This window comes from Streptomyces erythrochromogenes (genome assembly GCF_036170895.1).
GTDB lineage: Bacteria > Actinomycetota > Actinomycetes > Streptomycetales > Streptomycetaceae > Streptomyces > Streptomyces erythrochromogenes.
In genome coordinates this window covers 6,323,244-6,342,079 of record NZ_CP108036.1, presented here as the reverse complement: position 1 = coordinate 6,342,079, position 18,836 = coordinate 6,323,244, and the positions used below count along the sequence as shown (strand labels likewise).

The 18,836-nt window shown below is 72.6% G+C and carries 21 protein-coding genes; 5 read left to right on the top strand and 16 right to left on the bottom strand.

What is annotated here, in order from left to right:
• Positions 1 to 202: 202 nt before the first annotated feature.
• Positions 203 to 1,015: a hypothetical protein gene (locus OHA91_RS29035; protein ID WP_031154070.1), complete on the top strand. Its 813-nt coding sequence runs from the start codon at positions 203 to 205 to the stop codon at positions 1,013 to 1,015.
• A 208-nt stretch (positions 1,016 to 1,223) separates the two neighbouring features.
• Positions 1,224 to 1,619 carry a hypothetical protein gene (locus tag OHA91_RS29030; RefSeq protein WP_266502799.1) on the top strand — a complete coding sequence of 132 codons (396 nt, stop codon included), beginning with the start codon at positions 1,224 to 1,226 and terminating at the stop codon, positions 1,617 to 1,619.
• Between the two features lie 13 nt (positions 1,620 to 1,632).
• On the opposite strand, the gene der is transcribed toward OHA91_RS29030, so the two are convergent.
• The 5 genes from der to OHA91_RS29005 form a co-directional block, all read right to left on the bottom strand.
• A complete protein-coding gene (gene der / locus OHA91_RS29025) occupies positions 1,633 to 3,096 on the bottom strand; it encodes a ribosome biogenesis GTPase Der (protein ID WP_031154075.1) in 1,464 nt (487 codons plus the stop codon).
• 75 nt (positions 3,097 to 3,171) lie between these two features.
• Positions 3,172 to 3,861, bottom strand: coding sequence for a lysophospholipid acyltransferase family protein (locus tag OHA91_RS29020; protein WP_078959442.1), 690 nt, complete (start codon positions 3,859 to 3,861; stop codon positions 3,172 to 3,174).
• Positions 3,816 to 4,523 (bottom strand): (d)CMP kinase, encoded by a 708-nt coding sequence (gene cmk / locus OHA91_RS29015; protein ID WP_031154079.1) that lies wholly within the window; start codon positions 4,521 to 4,523, stop codon positions 3,816 to 3,818. The genes OHA91_RS29020 and cmk overlap by 46 nt, the downstream gene beginning before the upstream one ends.
• A gap of 116 nt (positions 4,524 to 4,639) precedes the next feature.
• The gene (locus OHA91_RS29010; protein WP_031154081.1) at positions 4,640 to 5,728 is read right to left on the bottom strand and encodes a prephenate dehydrogenase; all 1,089 of its coding nucleotides are present in this window, start codon (positions 5,726 to 5,728) and stop codon (positions 4,640 to 4,642) included.
• Between the two features lie 117 nt (positions 5,729 to 5,845).
• The gene (locus OHA91_RS29005) at positions 5,846 to 6,283 is read right to left on the bottom strand and encodes a YidB family protein (protein WP_328740305.1); all 438 of its coding nucleotides are present in this window, start codon (positions 6,281 to 6,283) and stop codon (positions 5,846 to 5,848) included.
• A gap of 137 nt (positions 6,284 to 6,420) precedes the next feature.
• On the opposite strand from OHA91_RS29005, the gene OHA91_RS29000 reads away from it, so the two are divergent.
• The 3 genes from OHA91_RS29000 (at position 6,421) to OHA91_RS28990 (ending at position 8,084) form a co-directional block, all read left to right on the top strand.
• Positions 6,421 to 6,762, top strand: coding sequence for a DUF952 domain-containing protein (locus tag OHA91_RS29000; RefSeq protein ID WP_031154085.1), 342 nt, complete (start codon positions 6,421 to 6,423; stop codon positions 6,760 to 6,762).
• 82 nt (positions 6,763 to 6,844) lie between these two features.
• Complete coding sequence (locus tag OHA91_RS28995) at positions 6,845 to 7,330, top strand: Rieske (2Fe-2S) protein (protein WP_328740304.1); 486 nt, start codon at positions 6,845 to 6,847, stop codon at positions 7,328 to 7,330.
• A gap of 73 nt (positions 7,331 to 7,403) precedes the next feature.
• Positions 7,404 to 8,084, top strand: coding sequence for a nucleotidyltransferase domain-containing protein (locus OHA91_RS28990; protein WP_328740303.1), 681 nt, complete (start codon positions 7,404 to 7,406; stop codon positions 8,082 to 8,084).
• On the opposite strand, the gene OHA91_RS28985 is transcribed toward OHA91_RS28990, so the two are convergent.
• The 11 genes from OHA91_RS28985 to ald form a co-directional block, all read right to left on the bottom strand.
• The gene (locus OHA91_RS28985; RefSeq protein WP_328740302.1) at positions 8,073 to 8,834 is read right to left on the bottom strand and encodes a nucleotidyltransferase domain-containing protein; all 762 of its coding nucleotides are present in this window, start codon (positions 8,832 to 8,834) and stop codon (positions 8,073 to 8,075) included. The genes OHA91_RS28990 and OHA91_RS28985 overlap by 12 nt on opposite strands.
• Positions 8,835 to 8,837: 3 nt before the next feature.
• Positions 8,838 to 9,848 (bottom strand): ADP-ribosylglycohydrolase family protein, encoded by a 1,011-nt coding sequence (locus OHA91_RS28980; protein ID WP_031154094.1) that lies wholly within the window; start codon positions 9,846 to 9,848, stop codon positions 8,838 to 8,840.
• On the bottom strand, positions 9,845 to 10,585 hold the full coding sequence (locus tag OHA91_RS28975) for an NUDIX hydrolase (RefSeq protein ID WP_328740301.1): 741 nt from the start codon (positions 10,583 to 10,585) through the stop codon (positions 9,845 to 9,847). The genes OHA91_RS28980 and OHA91_RS28975 overlap by 4 nt, the downstream gene beginning before the upstream one ends.
• On the bottom strand, positions 10,582 to 11,661 hold the full coding sequence (locus OHA91_RS28970) for an AAA family ATPase (protein WP_031154098.1): 1,080 nt from the start codon (positions 11,659 to 11,661) through the stop codon (positions 10,582 to 10,584). The genes OHA91_RS28975 and OHA91_RS28970 overlap by 4 nt, the downstream gene beginning before the upstream one ends.
• Complete coding sequence (gene pnuC / locus OHA91_RS28965; protein WP_031154100.1) at positions 11,658 to 12,266, bottom strand: nicotinamide riboside transporter PnuC; 609 nt, start codon at positions 12,264 to 12,266, stop codon at positions 11,658 to 11,660. The genes OHA91_RS28970 and pnuC overlap by 4 nt, the downstream gene beginning before the upstream one ends.
• A 134-nt stretch (positions 12,267 to 12,400) precedes the next feature.
• Positions 12,401 to 13,702, bottom strand: coding sequence for a pseudouridine synthase (locus tag OHA91_RS28960; protein WP_031154102.1), 1,302 nt, complete (start codon positions 13,700 to 13,702; stop codon positions 12,401 to 12,403).
• Positions 13,702 to 14,334: an SMC-Scp complex subunit ScpB gene (scpB, locus tag OHA91_RS28955; RefSeq protein ID WP_031154104.1), complete on the bottom strand. Its 633-nt coding sequence runs from the start codon at positions 14,332 to 14,334 to the stop codon at positions 13,702 to 13,704. The genes OHA91_RS28960 and scpB overlap by 1 nt, the downstream gene beginning before the upstream one ends.
• Positions 14,331 to 15,407 carry a segregation and condensation protein A gene (locus OHA91_RS28950; RefSeq protein WP_031154105.1) on the bottom strand — a complete coding sequence of 359 codons (1,077 nt, stop codon included), beginning with the start codon at positions 15,405 to 15,407 and terminating at the stop codon, positions 14,331 to 14,333. Before OHA91_RS28950 ends, scpB begins: the two co-directional genes overlap by 4 nt.
• 275 nt (positions 15,408 to 15,682) lie before the next feature.
• Positions 15,683 to 16,222 carry a hypothetical protein gene (locus OHA91_RS28945; RefSeq protein ID WP_266502783.1) on the bottom strand — a complete coding sequence of 180 codons (540 nt, stop codon included), beginning with the start codon at positions 16,220 to 16,222 and terminating at the stop codon, positions 15,683 to 15,685.
• Complete coding sequence (locus tag OHA91_RS28940) at positions 16,207 to 17,244, bottom strand: ParA family protein (protein WP_225884681.1); 1,038 nt, start codon at positions 17,242 to 17,244, stop codon at positions 16,207 to 16,209. Before OHA91_RS28940 ends, OHA91_RS28945 begins: the two co-directional genes overlap by 16 nt.
• Before the next feature lie 449 nt (positions 17,245 to 17,693).
• On the bottom strand, positions 17,694 to 18,809 hold the full coding sequence (gene ald, locus OHA91_RS28935; protein ID WP_031154107.1) for an alanine dehydrogenase: 1,116 nt from the start codon (positions 18,807 to 18,809) through the stop codon (positions 17,694 to 17,696).
• Positions 18,810 to 18,836 lie beyond the last annotated feature (27 nt).

The following is an 18,836-nucleotide window of genomic DNA, read 5'->3' as shown; positions in this document are numbered from 1 at the left end:
GAAACGGCCACACCCGGCCACCAACTGCGCACAACCGGGAATCAGTTGGCACAAAAACGAAGCTCGGGTCGCACCGTTCACCCTTCCGGGCGCCCGGTTCGAATCCGTTCCCTCAAATGGCGTGACCCCGGCCACCGCTCCTGCGTTGTGCCCGGCGAGCCGGGAGCCTCCCGGACCCGCACCTATGCCGAGGAGCCACCCCGTGCCGCGCATGCTCGACGTCAGTGATGAGGTACGTGCCGAGATCGGCGACGAAGAAGCCGACAGGCTGCTCGTCGGCGACGACGCGCCGCGCAGTTACGACTGCACCTCCTGCCGCACTCCGGGCGACCCCGAGAACGACCGCACCAGCACGGTGCTGTTCGTCGGCGAGGAGACCGCCGTCCTCGCCTTCGCCCACGCCACCTGCATCCCCTCGCAGGTCGTCTCCGTCTCCGAGGAGCAGCTCCAGGGCGCGGTGCGCAGCATCACCGGCGACAGCCCGGCCTCCGCGTCGGACACGGGCGCGCCCGCGCCGCAGAACGTGCCCGGCGGACAGGCCGTCCTCGGCATCACCAGCGGCCTCGTGCTCATCGGCGGCGAGCTGCACCCGGCCCTGGTCGTCGAGCCGACCGCGCCGATCGCCCGCCCGGGCAGCGACGGCCCCGGCGACGACTTCCTGCCGCTCCTGATCGAGCAGGGCTTCATCCCGGTGACCGACACGTCCGAACTCCCCACCCTCCTCGGCGGATGGTCGGTCCTGCTCGCGGCCGGGCAGCTGCACGCCGTGCTCCAGCCGGGCACCGAGGGCGGCGGCCAGGTCGCCTGGTGGCAGGCGCACCAGGCGCTGTCGGTCACCGACGGCTGGCGGACCGCCGTCCAGAAGACCCAGCGCGTGCTCATCTACGCCGCGCCGGTCGGCTCCATCGGCCAGCAGCCCCGCGAGGACCTGCTGCGCGACGCGCTGGACAAGGCCGCCGCCGCGGGCAAGCTCGTGGCCGCCGCGATGCCGCTGGCGGGGACGCCCGGCGCCTGATCCAGCGGGTACCGAAAGCGGCCGCCCGGCCCCCGCAGAGGGGGCCGGGCGGCGTGCGCCGGGGGTGTGCGGTCCGTCCCGCACACCCCCGGCGATCTGTGTTTCCCGCCCCTTCACCCCGCATCCGCAGCGCGCCGATTTCGTTGGCTGATACGTGCATCCATACGACTCCTCCCGCGCCCCGTCCTATCCGAGCACCGTCCCCGCCATGCGTCCCGTACGCGACCGGGACAGCTCTCCGGCCGTCTCGCACACCCCGATCTACGACACGCTGTACTCGGAGTACCTGCGCGCTTTCCGGGCCCTGCCGGGCGACCGTACGGGCGAGGAGGACCTCGGGTTCACGGCCTTCTCCTACGGGGGCGGCTACACCGGCACGTACGGCAGCGGCTGGAGCGGTTCGGCCTGGCAGCGGACCGACTGGCAGCCCTCCTACGGCTCGCAGGCCCCGTCCCAGACGCCGTCCCCGACGCAGGCGCAGCCCCAGACCCAGCCCGCCTACTCGTACGCGGGCGGCCCCGGATACGCCGACGGGCGGCAGCACCAGACCGGGATGACGCACATCCCGGCGGCCCTGCCGCCCGCTCCGCGCCGGGGCTACTGACCCCGGACCGCCGCTACTTCTTCTTCTTGTACTGGGCGCCGCGCTTCTCGCGCACCCGCACCGAGATGTGGATCGGGGTGCCCTCGAAGCCGAACTCCTCGCGCAGGCGGCGCTCGATGAAGCGCCGGTAGCCGTGCTCCAGGAAGCCGGAGGCGAACAGGACGAACCGCGGCGGCTTGCTCCCCGCCTGGGTACCGAACAGGATGCGGGGCTGCTTGCCGCCGCGGATCGGGTGCGGGTGGGCGGCGACGACCTCACCGAGGAAGGCGTTCAGCCGACCGGTGGGGACGCGCGTCTCCCAGCCCGCGAGGGCCGTCTCGATCGCCGGGACCAGCTTCTCCATGTGACGGCCGGTGAGCGCCGAGACGTTCACCCGGGGCGCCCAGGAGACCTGCTGCATCTCGGTCTCGATCTCGCGCTCGAGGTAGTAGCGGCGCTCCTCGTCGAGCTCGTCCCACTTGTTGTAGGCGATGACGATCGCGCGGCCGGCCTCGACGGCCATGGTGATGATGCGCTGGTCCTGGACGCTGATGGTCTCGGTGGTGTCGATCAGGATGACCGCCACCTCCGCCTTCTCGACGGCCGCGGCGGTGCGCAGCGAGGCGTAGTAGTCGGCGCCCTGCTGGAGGTGGACCTTCTTGCGGATGCCGGCGGTGTCGACGAACTTCCAGGTGACGCCGCCGAGCTCGATCAGCTCGTCGACCGGGTCGCGGGTGGTGCCGGCGAGCTCGTTGACGACGACCCGGTTCTCCTTCGCGACCTTGTTCAGCAGCGAGGACTTGCCCACGTTCGGGCGGCCGATCAGCGCGATGCGGCGCGGGCCGCCGGGAGCGACGCCGCCGAAGGTCTGCTCGGGGGCCTCGGGCAGGACGTCGAGGACGGCGTCGAGCATGTCGCCGGTGCCGCGGCCGTGCAGCGAGGAGACCGGGTGCGGCATGCCGAGGCCCAGCGACCACAGCGAGGCCGCGTCGGACTCGCCGCTCTGGCCGTCGACCTTGTTGGCGCACAGGACGACGGGCTTCTTGGCCTTGCGGAGCAGCCTGACGACGGCCTCGTCGCTGTCGGTGGCGCCGACCTTGGCGTCCACGACGAAGACGACCGCGTCGGCGGTCTCGATGGCGTACTCGGCCTGTGCGGCCACGGCCGCGTCGATCCCGAGGACGTCCTGCTCCCAGCCGCCGGTGTCGACGACCTTGAAGCGCCGGCCGGCCCATTCGGCCTCGTAGGTGACGCGGTCGCGGGTGACGCCGGGCTTGTCCTCGACGACCGCCTCGCGGCGGCCGATGATGCGGTTCACCAGCGTCGACTTGCCGACGTTGGGGCGGCCCACGACGGCGAGGACGGGCAGCGGGCCGTGGCCCGCCTCCTCGATGGCGCCTTCGACGTCTTCGAGGTCGAAACCCTCTTCCGCGGCGAGCTCCATGAACTCCGCGTACTCGGCATCGCCAAGTGCTCCGTGGTCGTGCTGGTCGTTCATGAAGTCCGTTCCTCGTCGTTCGTGGTGATCGGTGGTGCCCGCGCAGCGCGGTTCCACTACTAGGTCAAGTCTCGCTCAGCGCCCGGTCAGGCGCTTGGCGTCGGCCAGGTGGGCGGTCAGCCGGTCCTGGATGCGTACGGTGGCCCGGTCCAGCGCGGTACGGGTACGGCGGCCACTGCCGTCCCCGGCGTCGAAGGCCGAGCCGAAGACGACGTCGACCCGGCTCTTGAAGGGCGGCAGCCCCGGGATCAGCCTGCCGCGGCCCTCGGCGCTGCCGAGGACGGCGACGGGCACGATGGGCGCGCCGCTGCGGACCGCGAAGTACGCCAGTCCCGCGCGCAGCGAGGCGAAGTCGCCCTCGCCCCTGCTGCCCTCGGGGAATATCCCGAGGGCCCCGCCCTGGTCGAGCACGGCGAGGGCGCGGCCTATCGCCGCCCGGTCGGCGCCGGAGCGGTCGACCTTGACCTGCCCGATGCCGTCCAGGAACGGGCCGAGCGGGCCCACGTACGCTTCCTTCTTGATCAGGAAGTGCAGGGGGCGGGGCGCGGTGCCCATCACCATGGGGCCGTCTATGTTGTGCGTGTGGTTCACGGCGAGGATGACGGGGCCCGAGACGGGCACCTTCCAGGCGCCCAGTACGCGCGGCTTCCACAGCCCGTACATGAGGCCGATGCCGATGCGCCTGCCGACCGCCGCACCCTTGAGGGAGGGCGTTTGGCTCACTTGCGGCCCGCCCGCTTCTCTTCCACGAGCGTCACGACGCACTCGATCACCTGGTCGAGCGTGAGCTCGGTGGTGTCCACCTCGACCGCGTCGCCGGCCTTGGCCAGCGGGGAGGTCTTGCGGCCGGAGTCCGCGGCGTCGCGCTTGATCAGAGCCGCCTTGGTGGCCGCCAGGTCGGCGGCCTCCTTGCCGCGGAGCTCTCCGCTGCGCCTGGCGGCGCGCGCCTCGGCGGAGGCCGTCAGGAAGACCTTGAGGTCGGCGTCGGGCAGGACGGTGGTGCCGATGTCCCGGCCCTCGACGACGATCCCGTCCGCTTCGCGGGCCGCCTCGGCGGCGATGGAGCGCTGCAGCTCGGTGATGAGCGTGCGCACCTCGGGGACCGCGCTGACGGCACTGACCTTGGAGGTGACCTCCTGGGTCCGGATGGGACCGGCGGCGTCGAGGCCGTCCACCGTGATGGTGGGGGCGGCCGGGTCGGTGCCGGACACGATGGAGGGCTTGCCGGCGGCGATCGCCACGGCCTGCGCGTCGTCGGTGTCGACCCCGTTGGAGATCATCCACCAGGTGATGGCCCGGTACTGGGCACCGGTGTCCAGGTAGCGCAGCCCGAGCTTGGCGGCCACGGCCTTGGAGGTGCTGGACTTGCCCGTGCCGGAGGGACCGTCGATGGCGACGATCACGGCGGACGGAGCTGCGGTTTCCACGGTGCGGGCACCTTCCTGGTTGCGCGTGCGTGTCAGGGCGCGGCAAAGCGCCCCTCTGCAAGGTTACCGGGCCGCCGACACCCCCCGGCCCCGCCCGCGTTTTCCGGCCCCCCGGACTACTGCTTGCGCAGGGCCCAGCCCCGTTCGCGCAGCTCTGCGGTCAGGCCCGCCACGGACCGCGGTTCCACCATGAGCTGGACGAGGCCGGCCTGCTGGCCCGTCGCGTGCTCGATCCGCACGTCCTCGATGTTGACGCCGGCGCGGCCGGCGTCGGCGAAGATCCGGGCCAGCTCGCCCGGCTGGTCGCTGATGAGCACGGCCACCGTCTCGTAGACCGCGGGAGCCGCTCCGTGCTTGCCCGGGACCCGCACCCGGCCCGCGTTCCCGCGGCGCAGTACGTCCTCGATGCCGGCGGCTCCGCCGCGCCGCTTCTCCACGTCGGCGGACTGCAGGCTGCGCAGGGCGTCCACGGTCTCCTCCAGGTCGGCCGCGATCCCGGCGAGGACGTCGGCGACCGGTCCCGGGTTGGCCGACAGGATCTCCACCCACATCCGCGGGTCGGAGGCGGCGATCCGGGTCACGTCCCGGATGCCCTGCCCGCACAGCCGCACGGCCGTCTCGTCGGCCTCCTCGAGGCGGGCCGCGACCATGCTGGAGACGAGCTGCGGGGTGTGCGAGACGAGCGCGACGGCCCGGTCGTGGGCGTCCGCGTCCATCACCACCGGTACGGCCCGGGAGAGGGCGACCAGCTCCAGCGCGAGGTTGAGGACCTCGTGGTCGGTGTCCCGGGTCGGGGTGAGCACCCACGGGCGGCCCTCGAAGAGGTCCGCGGTCGCGGCGAGCGGCCCGGACTGCTCCTTGCCCGCCATCGGGTGCGTGCCGATGTAGGCGGTGGCGTCCACGCCGAGCGCGGCCAGTTCCCGCCGCGGTCCGCCCTTGACGCTGGCCACGTCGACGTAGGCGCGCGCCGCGCCGCGCCCTATGAGGTCGGCCAGGGTCGCGGCCACGTGGGCCGGCGGTACGGCGACGATCGCGAGGTCGACCTGCTCCTGCGGGGGCTCGTCGGTGCCGGCCCCGAGAGCGGCCGCCGTGCGGGCCCGGTCCGGGTCGTGGTCGGCGAGGTGCACGGTGATCCCGCGGGCGGTCAGGGCGAGCGCCGCGGAGGTGCCGATCAGTCCGGTTCCGATGACGACGGCGGTTCTCACGGGGCGCTCCACGGGTGCGTGACGACAGGTTCTGACTCAGGGTAGCCAGACGTGACGCCGCGAGGGCCCGGCTGCCCGCCCTGTGGGACGGCGGCCGGGCCTCGGGGGCGAAAGTCGTCAGAACTTCTGCTGCCGGATGATGTCCTCGAGCGAACCGGAGGGGATCTCTCCGTCCGGTGTCAGCTTGTCGACGGCCTGCGGCAGGGACTGCGCGATCCGGTCCGCGGCCTCCTCGGGGGTGACTCCGGCCTGGGCCGCGACCTTCTGGAGGGTCTCGTCCGGGACGGCCTCGCTGATCTGCGCGCCGCTGACCGGCTTGTTCTCGCCCGTGCCGATCCAGGACTGCGCCTGGTCGGCCAGGCCCGACTTGGTCAGCATGTCCATGAGGCCGCCGAGCGGGTTGCTGGCGCCGCCGGCCGCCTGGCCGCCGCCACCACCGCCGCCCATGAGCGCGCCGAGCAGGGCGCCGAGGACGTCGCCTCCCCCGCCGCCGCTCCCGCTCTTGCCGCCGCCGAGGAGGCCGCCGAGGAGCGAGCCGAGGTCGTTGCCTGCCATCGTCATGCCTTTCGCAGGGGGGCCGGGCCGCGCGGACAGCGCCGTACCCGGCTTCGAGACACGGACAATGTGGCCCAAAGGGGATGGTGTCGCCACCCGGCACCCGGACCGGCGGCCGCTGCGGTAGAACGATCGGCATGATCTTCCACATCGTCCCGCTCACCGACTGGACCGCCGCCCCCGAGCTCCCGTACGCCCCGCCCTCGCTGGACTCCGAGGGATTCGTGCACTGTTCGGCGGACCCCGCGACGGTGCTGGACATCGCCGACACGCACTACCGGGCGCAGCCGGGGACCCTGCTGGCGGTCGAGCTCGACGAGGACGCCCTGACGGCGGAGGTCCGCCGGGAGGGTGATTCCGGTGGCCGTTTCCCACATGTTTTCGGCCCACTGAACCGGGACGCCGTTGTCCACGTGTGGGAGGTCGTACGCACACCTGGCACACCTGCCTCACTGGCACCGTGGCAGCCGGGCTCGTGAAACGGCGCGGCAGGCTTCACCTGAGGCCCGCCGCAGGCCAGGATGCTGCACGCCGATCCGGCCACAGAGCGAGGAGAGACTGATGAGCGACCCCACGCAAACCGTACGGCGCAAGGTACTGGTGATCGGCGCGGCCGCCCTGGCAGGCGGTGCGCTCACCGCCTGCGGCAGCGGCGGCGACGGCGCGGACACCGGGTCCGGTGAACCGAACGGCGCCGCCAGCCCGCCGCCCGGCGACGCTCCCGCCGCCACCCCCTCGGCGGGCGGCGCGCCCGCGGGGAAGGCCATCGCCAAGGCGACGGACGTGCCCGTGGGCGGCGGCAAGGTCCTGAAGGATCAGAAGGTCGTCGTCACGCAGCCCACGGCGGGTTCCTTCCGCTGCTTCACCGCGGTCTGCCCCCACCAGGGCTGCCTGGTGACCAAGGTGGAGGACAACACGATCAACTGCGCCTGCCACAACAGCGAGTTCAAGGCCACGGACGGTGCGGTGATCAAGGGACCGGCCACCAAGGGGCTGGCCGAGAAGAAGATCACGGTCGCCGCGGACGGCAACATCGCGCTCGCGTAGCGGGCGCTCACAGCCCTGCCGGCCTGCGGAAACGGCCCGGCAGGGCGGGTGCGCCCTGCCGTAGGCTCCCGGGATGGACGATCTGACGCTGGTACGGGACCACACGGTCTACCGCTGCGTGATGGGCTCCCGGGCGTTCGGGCTGGCCACGGAGACCAGCGACACCGACCGGCGCGGTGTCTACCTCGCCCCGACACCGCTGTTCTGGCGGTTCGAGAAGCCCCCCACGCACGTGGAGGGCCCGCGGGACGAGGAGTTCTCCTGGGAGCTGGAGCGCTTCTGCGAACTCGCCCTGCGGGCCAATCCGAACATCCTGGAGTGCCTGCACTCCCCCCTGGTGGAACACGTCAGTCCGGTCGGCGCGGAACTGCTCTCCCTGCGCGGGGCCTTCCTCTCCCGCCGGGCCCACACCAGCTTCGGCCGGTACGCGGCCTCCCAGCACGGCAAGCTCGTCGCGGACGTCCGCGTCCACGGCGCGCCGCGCTGGAAGCACGCCATGCACCTGCTGCGTCTGCTGCTGTCCTGCCGCGACCTGCTGCGCACCGGCCTCCTGAGCATCGACGCGGGCCCGTACCGCGACCGCCTGCTCGCCGTCCGCGGCGGGGAGCTCACCTGGGACGAGGTCGACGCCTGGATGACCCGCCTGCAGGAGGAGACGGAGAAGGCCCTGGCCGGCACTCCCCTGCCGGAGGAGCCGGACCGCGCCCGGGTGGAGGACTTCCTCGTCCGCACCCGGCGCGCGTCAGCCGCTTAGGCTCCCGCGCCGCCGCACGACGTACGCGTCCAGCGCGTCGTACGCCGAGCCGTGCGCGGGCAGCGCCGTGGCCGACTGCGCAGCGTCGAGCACGGCGTGCAGCGCCTCGAAGTCCTCCCGTACCGCGGCGACGGGCGGGCCCTCGTAGCCCCCGTGCTCGGCGGCGACCTTGGCCTCGATCAGTCCGGCGAGGTAGGGCGGCGCCTCCGGCACCTCGGCCAGCAGGGTCGGCAGGTGCGCCTGCACCTCGGCCGACCGCATCAGGTGGATGCCGGTCAGCAGCGACCGGAAGGCGTAGAGGAGCGGCTTGAGTTCGGCGGTCTTGCCGAAGAGCCGCCACTGGGTGTTCGCGAACCCCCGGTAGTGGTGGGCGTGGTGGGAGGTCAGGACGCCGGGGGCCAGTGCGACCAGTTCCTCGCGCGCCGCCGTCGTGTGGACCACGAGCGGGGAGAGCAGCTGCTCCAGCACGTAGCCGTTGCGGTTGAGCATGAGCCGGACGAACTTGCGCAGGTCGTGGGTGACGAGGTCCATCTCCACGTCGTCGCGGTCCCACATGCGGGTGCGGGTCTCCTCGGGCTCGCGCAGGCCCAGGAGGTCCTCCACCGGGAGCAGGTGCGCCCCGCGCAGGTCGATGTCGGAGTCCCGCGACGGGAAGCCGTACAGGTGTGCGCCCGAGACCGTGGCGAAGAGCAGCGGGTCGGGCTGCTCCGCCACGACGGGGGTCAGGTCGATACTCAGGGCGTCCAGCACGGATCAAGCATCCCAGAGGGTGCCGAAGGCCAGGAGTTCGTCTCGGTACTCGATGCGGCCCTCCCATTCGCGCGGCCAGACGTCCGCCCCGAGGTGGGCTCCGGCGAAGGCGCCGGCGAGGCAGGCGAGGGAGTCGGAGTCGCCCTTGGTGCAGGCGGCGCGGCGCAGGGCCGTCAGGGGCTCGTCCGGGAAGAGCAGGAAGCACTGCAGGGCGGTGGCCAGGGCCTCCTCGGCGATCCAGCCGTCGCCGGTGGTCAGGCAGGGGTCGGTCTCCGGGGACGGGGACCGCAGGGCGGCCGCGAGCCGGTCCAGCACCGCCAGGCACTCGTCCCAGCCGCGCGCGATGAAGGACTCCGGTGTGGCGTCACTGGCGGTGCGCATCCACAGGTCGCCGAGCCAGCGCTCGTGGTAGCGGGTGCGGTTCTCCAGGGCGTACGAGCGCAGCCGCCCGACCAGGCCGGTGACCTCGGTGCCGGTGGCCAGCAGGTGTACCGCCCGCGCCGTCAGGTCGGAGGCGGCGAGCGCCGTCGGGTGGCCGTGGGTGAGGGCGGACTGGAGCTGGGCCGCGCCGGCCCGTTCCTCGTCGGTCCAGCCGGGCACCAGTCCGACGGGGGCCACCCGCATGTTCGCGCCGCAGCCCTTGGAGCCGGTCTGGCTGGCGTCGCGCCAGTCGCGCTGCGGGTCGTTCAGCAGGTCGCAGGCCCGTAGGCAGGTGTTGCCGGGGGCCCGGTTGTTCTCCGGCGAGTGGTACCAGTCGACGAACTCCTCCCGGACCGGGCGGGCCAGGCGCAGCGGGTCCGGGCGTCCGCGGTCCGTCGCGGTCCGGATGCCGCGCGCCAGGGCGAGGGTCATCTGGGTGTCGTCCGTGACGATCGCCGGGCGGGGCAGGCGCATCTCGCGCCACGGGCCCGTCTCGGCGAGGATCGCGGGAACGTCGTTGAACTCGGTCGGGAAGCCCAGGGCGTCGCCCAGGGCCAGGCCGACCAGTGCGCCGGTCGCGGCTCGCTTCGTCATCGGGTGGGTCCTTCCGGTCGGAGCAGAGGTGGATGGAGCGCGGTCGCCGGGCCGGCCCGGTAGAGGGCGGCCGGTTTGCCGCGGCCCCCGGTGAGCCGGGCCGCGCCCGGTACGGCCTCGACGAACCCGGGTGTCGTCAGGACCTTGCGGCGGAAGTTGGGGCGGTCGAGCACGGTGTCCCAGACGGTCTCGTACACGGCCAGGAGCTCCCCGAGCGTGAACTCGGGCGGGCAGAAGGCGGTGGCCAGGCAGGTGTACTCCAGCTTCGAGCGGATCCGCTCGCGTGCGTCCGCCAGGATCACCGCATGGTCGAAGGCCAGGTCCGGGGCCTGCCCCAGGGGCAGCCAGCGGGCCTGCGCCGCGTCCCCGCCGCCCTCGGCGGCCGGCTCGGGCAGGTCCGGGACGAGGGCGGTGAAGGCCACCGAGACGACCCGCATCCGGGGGTCGCGGTCCGGCTCGCTGTAGGTGCGCAGCTGCTCCAGGTGCAGGGCCGCCACGACCTGCCAGTGCAGGCCGGTCTCCTCGGCGAGTTCGCGGCGGGCCGCGGCCTCGGCGGACTCCCTCGGCAGGACGAACCCGCCGGGCAGCGCCCAGGATCCCGCGTACGGCTCCTGGCCGCGCCGGATCAGCAGCACGTGCAGGGCGCCGCCGCGCACGGTGAACACGGCGAGGTCGACGGTCACCGCGAACGGCTCGAAGGCGTACGGGTCATAGCCCGGGTCCACCGCCCCGCTCATCGGTTCTCCGGGAGGGGGGCGGCGAACCGCCAGCCTTCGGCGAGCAGTTCGTCCACGGCCGCCACGGCCGTGGCCAGCCGCTCCCGCCGGTCGCCGCGCACGGACAGGAAACGCCGTCCGGTGCTCTCCAGCTCCTCGCGGAACCGCCGGGTCATCCAGGGTCTGAGCTCGGGCCCGTCGCGCAGCCCGTCGTCCTCGAAGGGGACGTCGGCGTCCTCGGTCAGCAGGTACAGGTCCCGGTGGGTGAGGGCGGCGATCCGCTCGACCTCCGGGTTGCGGCCGCCCATGTACCGCTCGTGCCAGATGCCGGTGGCGAAGGAGTCGGTGTCGCAGACCAGCACCGGGGAGCCGACGCGTGCCGCCCGTTCCTCGGCCTCGTCCTGCCGGCGGGCGATCACGGGGAACTCCTGCGAGGTGAAGGTGACGTCCGCCCACGTGGCGCCCGGGTCGGCGGCCCGGGCCGCGGCGAGCTTCTCCTCGCTGTAGCGGCGTCCGTACTCCTCGACCCAGCCGGTCGCCGCCCAGACGCCGCCGCGCGCCCGGAGGTGCGCGGCCAGGTCCCGGGACAGCGTGGTCGTCCCGGTGGACTCGGCACCCAGTACGACGACGCGGCGCGCGAGGCGGGCCCGGACGGCCGGGCCGAGGAAGTCCCAGCAGGCGGCCGGGTCGGCCCGTACGGCGGTCCCGGAGACCGGGAACAGGGTCCGGGCGGGGTCCACGCAGACCTCCTCGGCGCCGAACCTGCGGGCGAGCTCGGTCCCGTACTCCTCGGAGGTGAAGACGGCGTCGACGGGGCGGCCGACGGCGGCCCGGAAGATCGCCATGTGGGCCTCCCAGATCTCCGGGTCGTGCAGGTCGACGGGGATGTCGTCGACGGCTCCGACGACGTCCGCGTCCGGGTGGGCCTCGCGCATCCAGGCGACGCGGTCGGCGAGCGGCACCGATTCCACGGAGGCGGCGCAGACCAGGACGGTCAGCCGCTCGCAGCGGTCCTGGGCGGTGCGCACCAGGTGGTGGTGGCCGGCGTGCGGCGGGTAGAACTTGCCGAGCACCAGCCCGTGGCCGAAGCGCCTCATGCCGTCGCCTCCAGGGCCGTGCGGGCGCCGCGCTCGGTGAGGGTGCGCCGCCAGCCGATCAGGCCCGCGACGCACAGGGCGAGGAAGCCGACGTAGAGCAGGGCGGTGAGGTGGAGCCCCTTGTGGACGTACAGGGGGATGTAGACGAGGTCGGCGGCGATCCACAGCCACCAGGACTCGACCAGTTTGCGGCACTGGCCGTAGGTCGCGGCGAGGGAGAGCGCCGTCGTGGCCGCGTCCCAGAAGGGGACGGTCGAGTCGGTGGCCCGGGCGAGTAGCAGGGTCAGGCCGAGGGTCCCCGCCGCCCCCGCCGCGGCCAGCCAGACCCATTCGGTGCGCGTGGTGCGGCGCACCGGCAGGGCTCCGGCGGTTCCTGGTCCACCCCCGTGGGTCCAGGACCACCAGCCGTACGCGGCGAGGGCGATGAAGACGATCTGGAGCCCGGCGTCGGCGTAGAGGCCGGCCTGGGCGAAGAGCACGATGAAGAAGATGTTGTTGGCGATGCCGATCGGCCAGTTGGCGATGTGCTGACGCGCCACCAGCCACACGCACAGGGCGCCGGTGGCGAACCCGAGCACCTCGGTCCAACTCAAGGTCCAGTTCATGCCCGGCCCCCACTTCCTTTAATAGTCACTGTGACTATAAACAGGGGGCCGGGGTCGGGGCAAGGGAAAAGCCCGCGGTGCCGTGGGCACCGCGGGCTTCTCGTGGAGCGGGGTGGAGCGGGGTGGAGCGGGTCCTACAGACCGACCTCGCGCATCAGCATGCCGACCTCGGTGTTGGTCAGGCGGCGCAGCCAGCCGGACTTCTGGTCGCCCAGCTCGATGGGACCGAAGGAGGTCCGGACGAGCTTGTCGACGGGGAAGCCAGCCTCGGACAGCATGCGGCGGACGATGTGCTTGCGGCCCTCGTGGAGGGTCACCTCGACCATGTAGTTCTTGCCGACCTGGTCCAGCACGCGGAAGTTGTCGGCGCGGGCCCAGCCGTCCTCCAGCTCGATGCCGTCCTTGAGCCGCTTGCCGATGTCGCGCGGCAGCGAGCCGGTGATCGCGGCGACGTAGGTCTTCTTCACGCCGTACTTCGGGTGCGTGAGGCGGTGGGCCAGCTCACCGTGGTTGGTGAGCAGGATGATGCCCTCGGTCTCGGTGTCCAGCCGGCCGACGTGGAACAGGCGCGTCTCGCGGTTGTTGACGTAGTCGCCCAGGCACTGACGGCCGTCCGGGTCCTCCATCGTGGAGACGACACCGGCCGGCTTGTTCAGCGCGAAGAACAGGTACGACTGGGTGGCGACGGTCAGGCCGTCCACCTTGATCTCGTCCTTCGGCTGGACGCGCTTGCCCTGCTCGGTGACGATCTCGCCGTTGACCTCGACGCGGGCCTGCTCGATGAGCTCCTCACAGGCGCGGCGCGAGCCCATGCCGGCGCGGGCGAGGACCTTCTGCAGACGCTCGCCCTCCTGCTCGGCGCCCGGGAAGGTCTTCGGGGTCTTGATCACGGGCTTGTCGGCGTACCGGTCGCGCACGCGCTCCTCGATGCGCGCGTCCAGCTCGCGCGGGCGGGACTGGCCGCTGCGGCTGCCCGGACCGCGGCGCGGGCCGCCGGCGCCGCCGATGCCGGGGGTCTTGGGTGTACGGGGGCCGCCCTTGGCACCGCCGCGCGCCGCGTCACCGCGGGCACCGCCGCGGCTGCGCTCGCCCTCGGGGCCGACGTCGTAGCGGCGCTCCTCGGGGCGGGGGTTGCGGGGACGCTGGGGAGCCTGGTCGCGGTCGCGGTCGCGCGAGCCGCCCTGGCCGCCCTGGCCGCCCTGACCGCCGCGGTAGCCACCGCCACCGCTGCCGGAGCCTCCGCCGGAGCCGCCCCGGTAGCCGCCGCCACCGCCGGAGCCGGAGCCGCCGCGGTAGCCGCCGCCACCGCTGCCCGAGCCGCCGCCGCGGTAGCCACCGCCGCCGCCGGAGCCGCCGCCACGGGCGCTACCACGCCCGCCGCCGCCACCGCCGCCGCTGTTCCTGTTGCCACCGTTGCCGTTGCCGCTGCTTCGCATCAAAGTTCCGTCGTCTTGTCGTCTTCATCGGTGTCCGGTGCGTCCGGATCGAACGACGGCACACCTTCTTGCGTCTCGGCTTCGATCGCGTCCGCCTCGGGGAGGAAGGGCGCGAGCTCCGGGAGCTCGTCCAGGCCGCGCAGGCCCATCCGCTCCAGAAAGTAGTTCGTCGTCCTGTATAGGATCGCACCTGTTTCGGGTTCCGTCCCCGCCTCCTCCACCAGACCGCGCTGGAGGAGGGTCCGCATGACCCCGTCGCAGTTGACTCCGCGCACGGCGGAGACCCGCGACCGGCTCACCGGCTGGCGGTACGCGACGACCGCCAGGGTCTCCAGCGCCGCCTGGGTGAGCCGGGCCTGCTGGCCGTCCAGGACGAAGGCCTCGACGGCCGGGGCGTACTCCGCCCGCGTGTAGAACCGCCACCCGCCCGCGACGAGCCGCAGCTCGAAGCCCCTGCGCGCGGCCGTGTACTCGTCGGCGAGCTCCCGCAGCGCGTCCGCCACCTCGCGCGGGGTGCGCTCCAGCACCTTGGCGAGGTGCGCCTCGGTCGCGGGCTCGTCCACGACCATGAGGACGGCCTCCAGGGCCGGCTTCAGTTCCGGCGCGGCCACCGCGCCGGCGTCGCTGTTCAATCCTTCGCCTCCACGATCTGGTCGAACTCGTCGGTCACGGTCGGCATGCCGTCACCGTCCCCGCCGCTCCAGCGCACGGTGAGGGTCCGCAGGGCCTCCTCCTGGTCGAGGACGACCGCCTTCTCCCGGTAGAGCTCCAGGAGGGCCAGGAAGCGCGCCACGACGGTGAGGGTGTCCTCGGCGTCCTCGGTGAGCTCCTGGAAGGTGGCTTCGCCGCGCGCCTTGAGCATCCGCACGACGACGCCGGCCTGCTCGCGCACGCTGACGAGGGGCGCGTGGATGTGGTCCACGTACACCTGTGGCTTGGCCTTGGGCTGCATGGCCTTGACGGCGAGCCGGGCGAACCCCTCCGCGCCGATGCTGATGACGACGTCGGGCAGCAGGTCGGCGTGGTGCGGCTCAAGCCCCACCGTGCGGGGGTAGCGCCGGCCCTCGCTCTCCGCCCGCCGCTCGAAGATCTCGGCGATCTGCTTGTACGCGCGGTACTGGAGCAGGCGCGCGAAGAGCAGGTCCCGGGCCTCCAGGAGGGCGAGGTCGGCCTCGTCCTCGACCTCGGCCACCGGCAGCAGCCGGGCGGCCTTCAGGTCGAGCAGGGTGGCGGCCACGACGAGGAACTCGGTGGTCTGGTCGAGGTCCCAGTCGGGCCCCATGGCCCGGATGTACGTCATGAACTCGTCGGTGACCTTGGACAGCGCGACCTCGGTGACGTCGAGCTTGTGCCGGGAGATCAGCTGGAGCAGCAGGTCGAAGGGCCCCTCGAAGTTGTCGAGCCGCAGCGTGAACCGCCCGTCGCCCCCGGCGGGGCCCGACGGCACGCCGCCCACGGGCTCCGCGGCGGGCTCCGCCGGTGCCGGGCCCGGACCCTCGGCGGGCTCTGCCGCGTCCAGGGTCCCGGGGGCCCCGCCGGCAGGCCCGACCGGCTCCCCGGTCCCGTCGGCCGCGCCGGCGGGACCGTCGACCACCTCGGCGGGCTCCCGCACGTCCGGAGCGGCGGCCGGGGCCTCGCCGACCGCTCCCGGCCCGCGCCCCAGGCTCCGGCGGGCCGGGCGGGCGGCGTCGTGGTGGGGGGGCATGGCGGTCCAGGTGGGTACGGAAGAAACGGCAGGTCGGCCATACGAAGCCTAGCCCTGGCCGAACGATTCCCCGCCCCGGCGGGCCGGGAGCGTGCGACCGCCGCCCGCACTGCGCGAGGAGCAGCACCCGGGGACGTTCGTCGGCCCCCGCACGCGGCGAGAGGCCGCCGACGACAGGTCGGCGGCCTCTCGGCAGACGTCAGCAGTGCCACTGCCACTCGCGCTGCGCGGCCCAGTCCCGGCCGAGCGGCGCCGCAGGCGGCCGGCAGGAGGGGTCAGCGGCCGCGGAGGCGGCGGACCAGGATGCTGGCGTCCCCGCGGGACTCCAGGTCGGCGAGGACGACCGCCACCGCCTCGCGGACGATGCGGCCGCGGTCGACGGCCAGGCCGTGCTCCCCGCGCAGCACCAGCCGGGCGTGCTCGAGGTCCATCAGTTCCTCGGCGGAGACGTAGACCGTGATCTTCTCGTCGTGCCGCTCGCGGCCGCTGGGCCGCCGGTTGGCGCCGCGGCCCTGGCCCTTGCCCCGCCGGGTCGCCCCGGCTGGGGCGGAAGCCGCCCCGGCGGTCGGTCCGGCCTGGCTGACAGAACCTTCCTGCGGTCGCCGCGGCTGCCCCACCACGGGGCCGCCCGTCTCCGTACCGGCCTCAGCCTCCCGGCTGCGGCCCTCTCCCGCCGTGCTCCCGGCCGGAGCGGCCGAGTGTTCCGCGGCGGGTGCCTCGTCGGCCCCGCGGCGCGGCGAGGACGACTGGAGCGCCATCCCCCCGGTCGTACGGAACAGTTCGTCGGCGCCGGGCAGACTCACTCGGCGTGACACCGGGCGAGCACCTCCCTGGCCAGCTGGCGATAGGCGGCGGCGCCGACGGAGTTGGACGCGTACGTCGTGATCGGCTCACCGGCGACCGTGGTCTCCGGGAAGCGCACCGTCCGGCCGATGACCGTGTGGTAGACGTGGTCGTCGAAGGCCTCGACGACGCGCGCCAGCACCTCGCGGCTGTGCACCGTGCGGGAGTCGTACATGGTGGCGAGGATGCCGTCGAGCTCCAGCTCGGGGTTGAGCCGCTCCTGCACCTTCTCGATGGTCTCGGTCAGCAGCGCCACGCCGCGCAGTGCGAAGAACTCGCACTCCAGCGGGACGATGACCTTGTGAGCCGCCGTCAGGGCGTTCACGGTCAGCAGACCGAGCGAGGGCTGACAGTCGATCACGATGTAGTCGTAGTCGGCCATCAGGGGCTTCAGGGCCCGCTGCAGCGTGGACTCGCGCGCGACCTCGCTGACCAACTGCACTTCCGCAGCGGACAGGTCGATGTTGCTCGGCAGCAGGTCCATGTTGGGGACCGCCGTCTTGAGCAGCACCTCGTCGGCCGACATGCCCCGCTCCATGAGCAGGTTGTAGACCGTCAGGTCGAGTTCCATCGGGTTCACGCCGAGACCCACGGACAGCGCGCCCTGCGGGTCGAAGTCGACGAGCAGCACGCGGCGCCCGTACTCGGCGAGCGCGGCACCCAGGTTGATGGTCGACGTGGTCTTGCCCACGCCGCCCTTCTGGTTGCACATCGCGATGATCTTCGCGGGACCGTGGTCGGTCAGCGGACCCGGGATCGGGAAGTACGGGAGCGGGCGTCCGGTCGGGCCGATCCGCTCACGGCGCTGGCGAGCAGCGTCGGGGGCGAGGGTGGCCGCGTACTCGGGGTCCGGTTCGTACTCCGCGTCGGGGTCGTAGAAGTGCCCCTCGGGCACATTGTCGTAGTCGGCGAATCCCGTGGGCGTATCGCCGCTCAGGTCGCCGGCCCTGGAGTTCACGTCTAGGCCGTCCATGCTCTTTTGGGGCGTCGTCATGTGCTGGTGGTTTGCGAAGGTGCGTACTGCGACGGAGCCGACAGCTTCGAGCCCGGCAGGACTCTGGCCCCGCTCAGGGACGCCTGCTCCACCACCCCCAGGAGTAAATGTCGACTCATTCACAAGTCGTCTTACCTCCTCGGACGTGACCAGGACACTTATCGATAGGTCAGCGTGGCACCATGCCGACGGTTGGCGACTCTATGGCGTGTCACCGCTCAGCGGCAACACAATCCGCCGGACCCGGCACGATGTGTCGGCAACCGAACACCACTCTGTCAAGGGCGTCCGAGCTGTCGCTGCGAAGTTTCGCGGGTGCGCGAAAGGGTTAAAGGGTTACGTTCGAGGCGAGTTGAGCGGGATCTCGGGGCGGTCGGCAAACGCCTCCGGCCGGACCTTGCGGGCAAGGTCCGGCCGGATACGTGAGATTGACGTCAGTCGTTGACGGGTCAGCCGAGCAGCGTGCTGAGCTCGAGGGTCTCGAGACCGTGGGCCTCGGCGACCGGACCGTAAACGACCTGGCCGTCATGGGTGTTGAGGCCCAGGCCGAGCGCGGGGTCACGGCGCAGCGCCTCGACCCAGCCAAGGTTCGCGAGCTGCACGATGTAGGGCAGCGTGGCGTTGGTCAGCGCGTAGGTGGAGGTGTTCGGCACCGCGCCCGGCATGTTGGCGACGCAGTAGAAGACCGAGTTGTGAACCGTGAAGGTCGGCTCGGCGTGGGTGGTCGGACGGGAGTCCTCGAAGCAGCCGCCCTGGTCGATCGCGATGTCGACAAGTACACTTCCGGGCTTCATCTTGGCGACGAGCTCGTTGGTGACCAGCTTCGGGGCCTTCGCACCCGGGATGAGGACGGCACCGATGACGAGGTCGGCCTCGACGACGGCCTTCTCCAGCTCGTAGGCGTTGGAGACGATCGTCTTGATCTTCGTGCCGAAGATCTTGTCGGCCTCGCGGAGCTTGTTGATGTCGCGGTCGAGCAGGGTCACGTGGAAGCCCATGCCGATGGCGATCTGCGCGGCGTTCCAGCCGGAGACGCCGCCGCCGATGACGACGCACTCGCCGGCGTGGGTGCCGGGGACACCGCCGGGGAGGACGCCGCGGCCGCCGGCCGAGCGCATCAGGTGGTAGGCGCCGACCTGCGGGGCCAGGCGGCCCGCGACCTCGGACATCGGGGCGAGCAGCGGGAGCGCGCGGTTGGCGAGCTCGACCGTCTCGTACGCGATGGCGGTGGTGCCGGACTCCAGCAGCGCGTCCGTGCACTCGCGGGAGGCCGCCAGGTGCAGGTAGGTGAAGAGCGTCTGGTCCTTGCGGAGGCGGTGGTACTCCTCCGCGATCGGCTCCTTGACCTTGAGCAGCAGGTCGGCGGTGGCCCAGACCTCGTCGGCGGTGCCGAGGATCTCCGCGCCGGCCGCGACGTACTCGGCGTCCGTGATCGAGGAGCCGACGCCGGCGTTCTGCTCGATGAAGACCTGGTGGCCGTTGCGGACCAGCTCATGCACGCCGGCAGGCGTGATGGCGACCCGGAACTCGTTGTTCTTGACCTCGCGGGGGATGCCGACCTTCATCGTCGATCACGGTCCTTGACTCAGGGG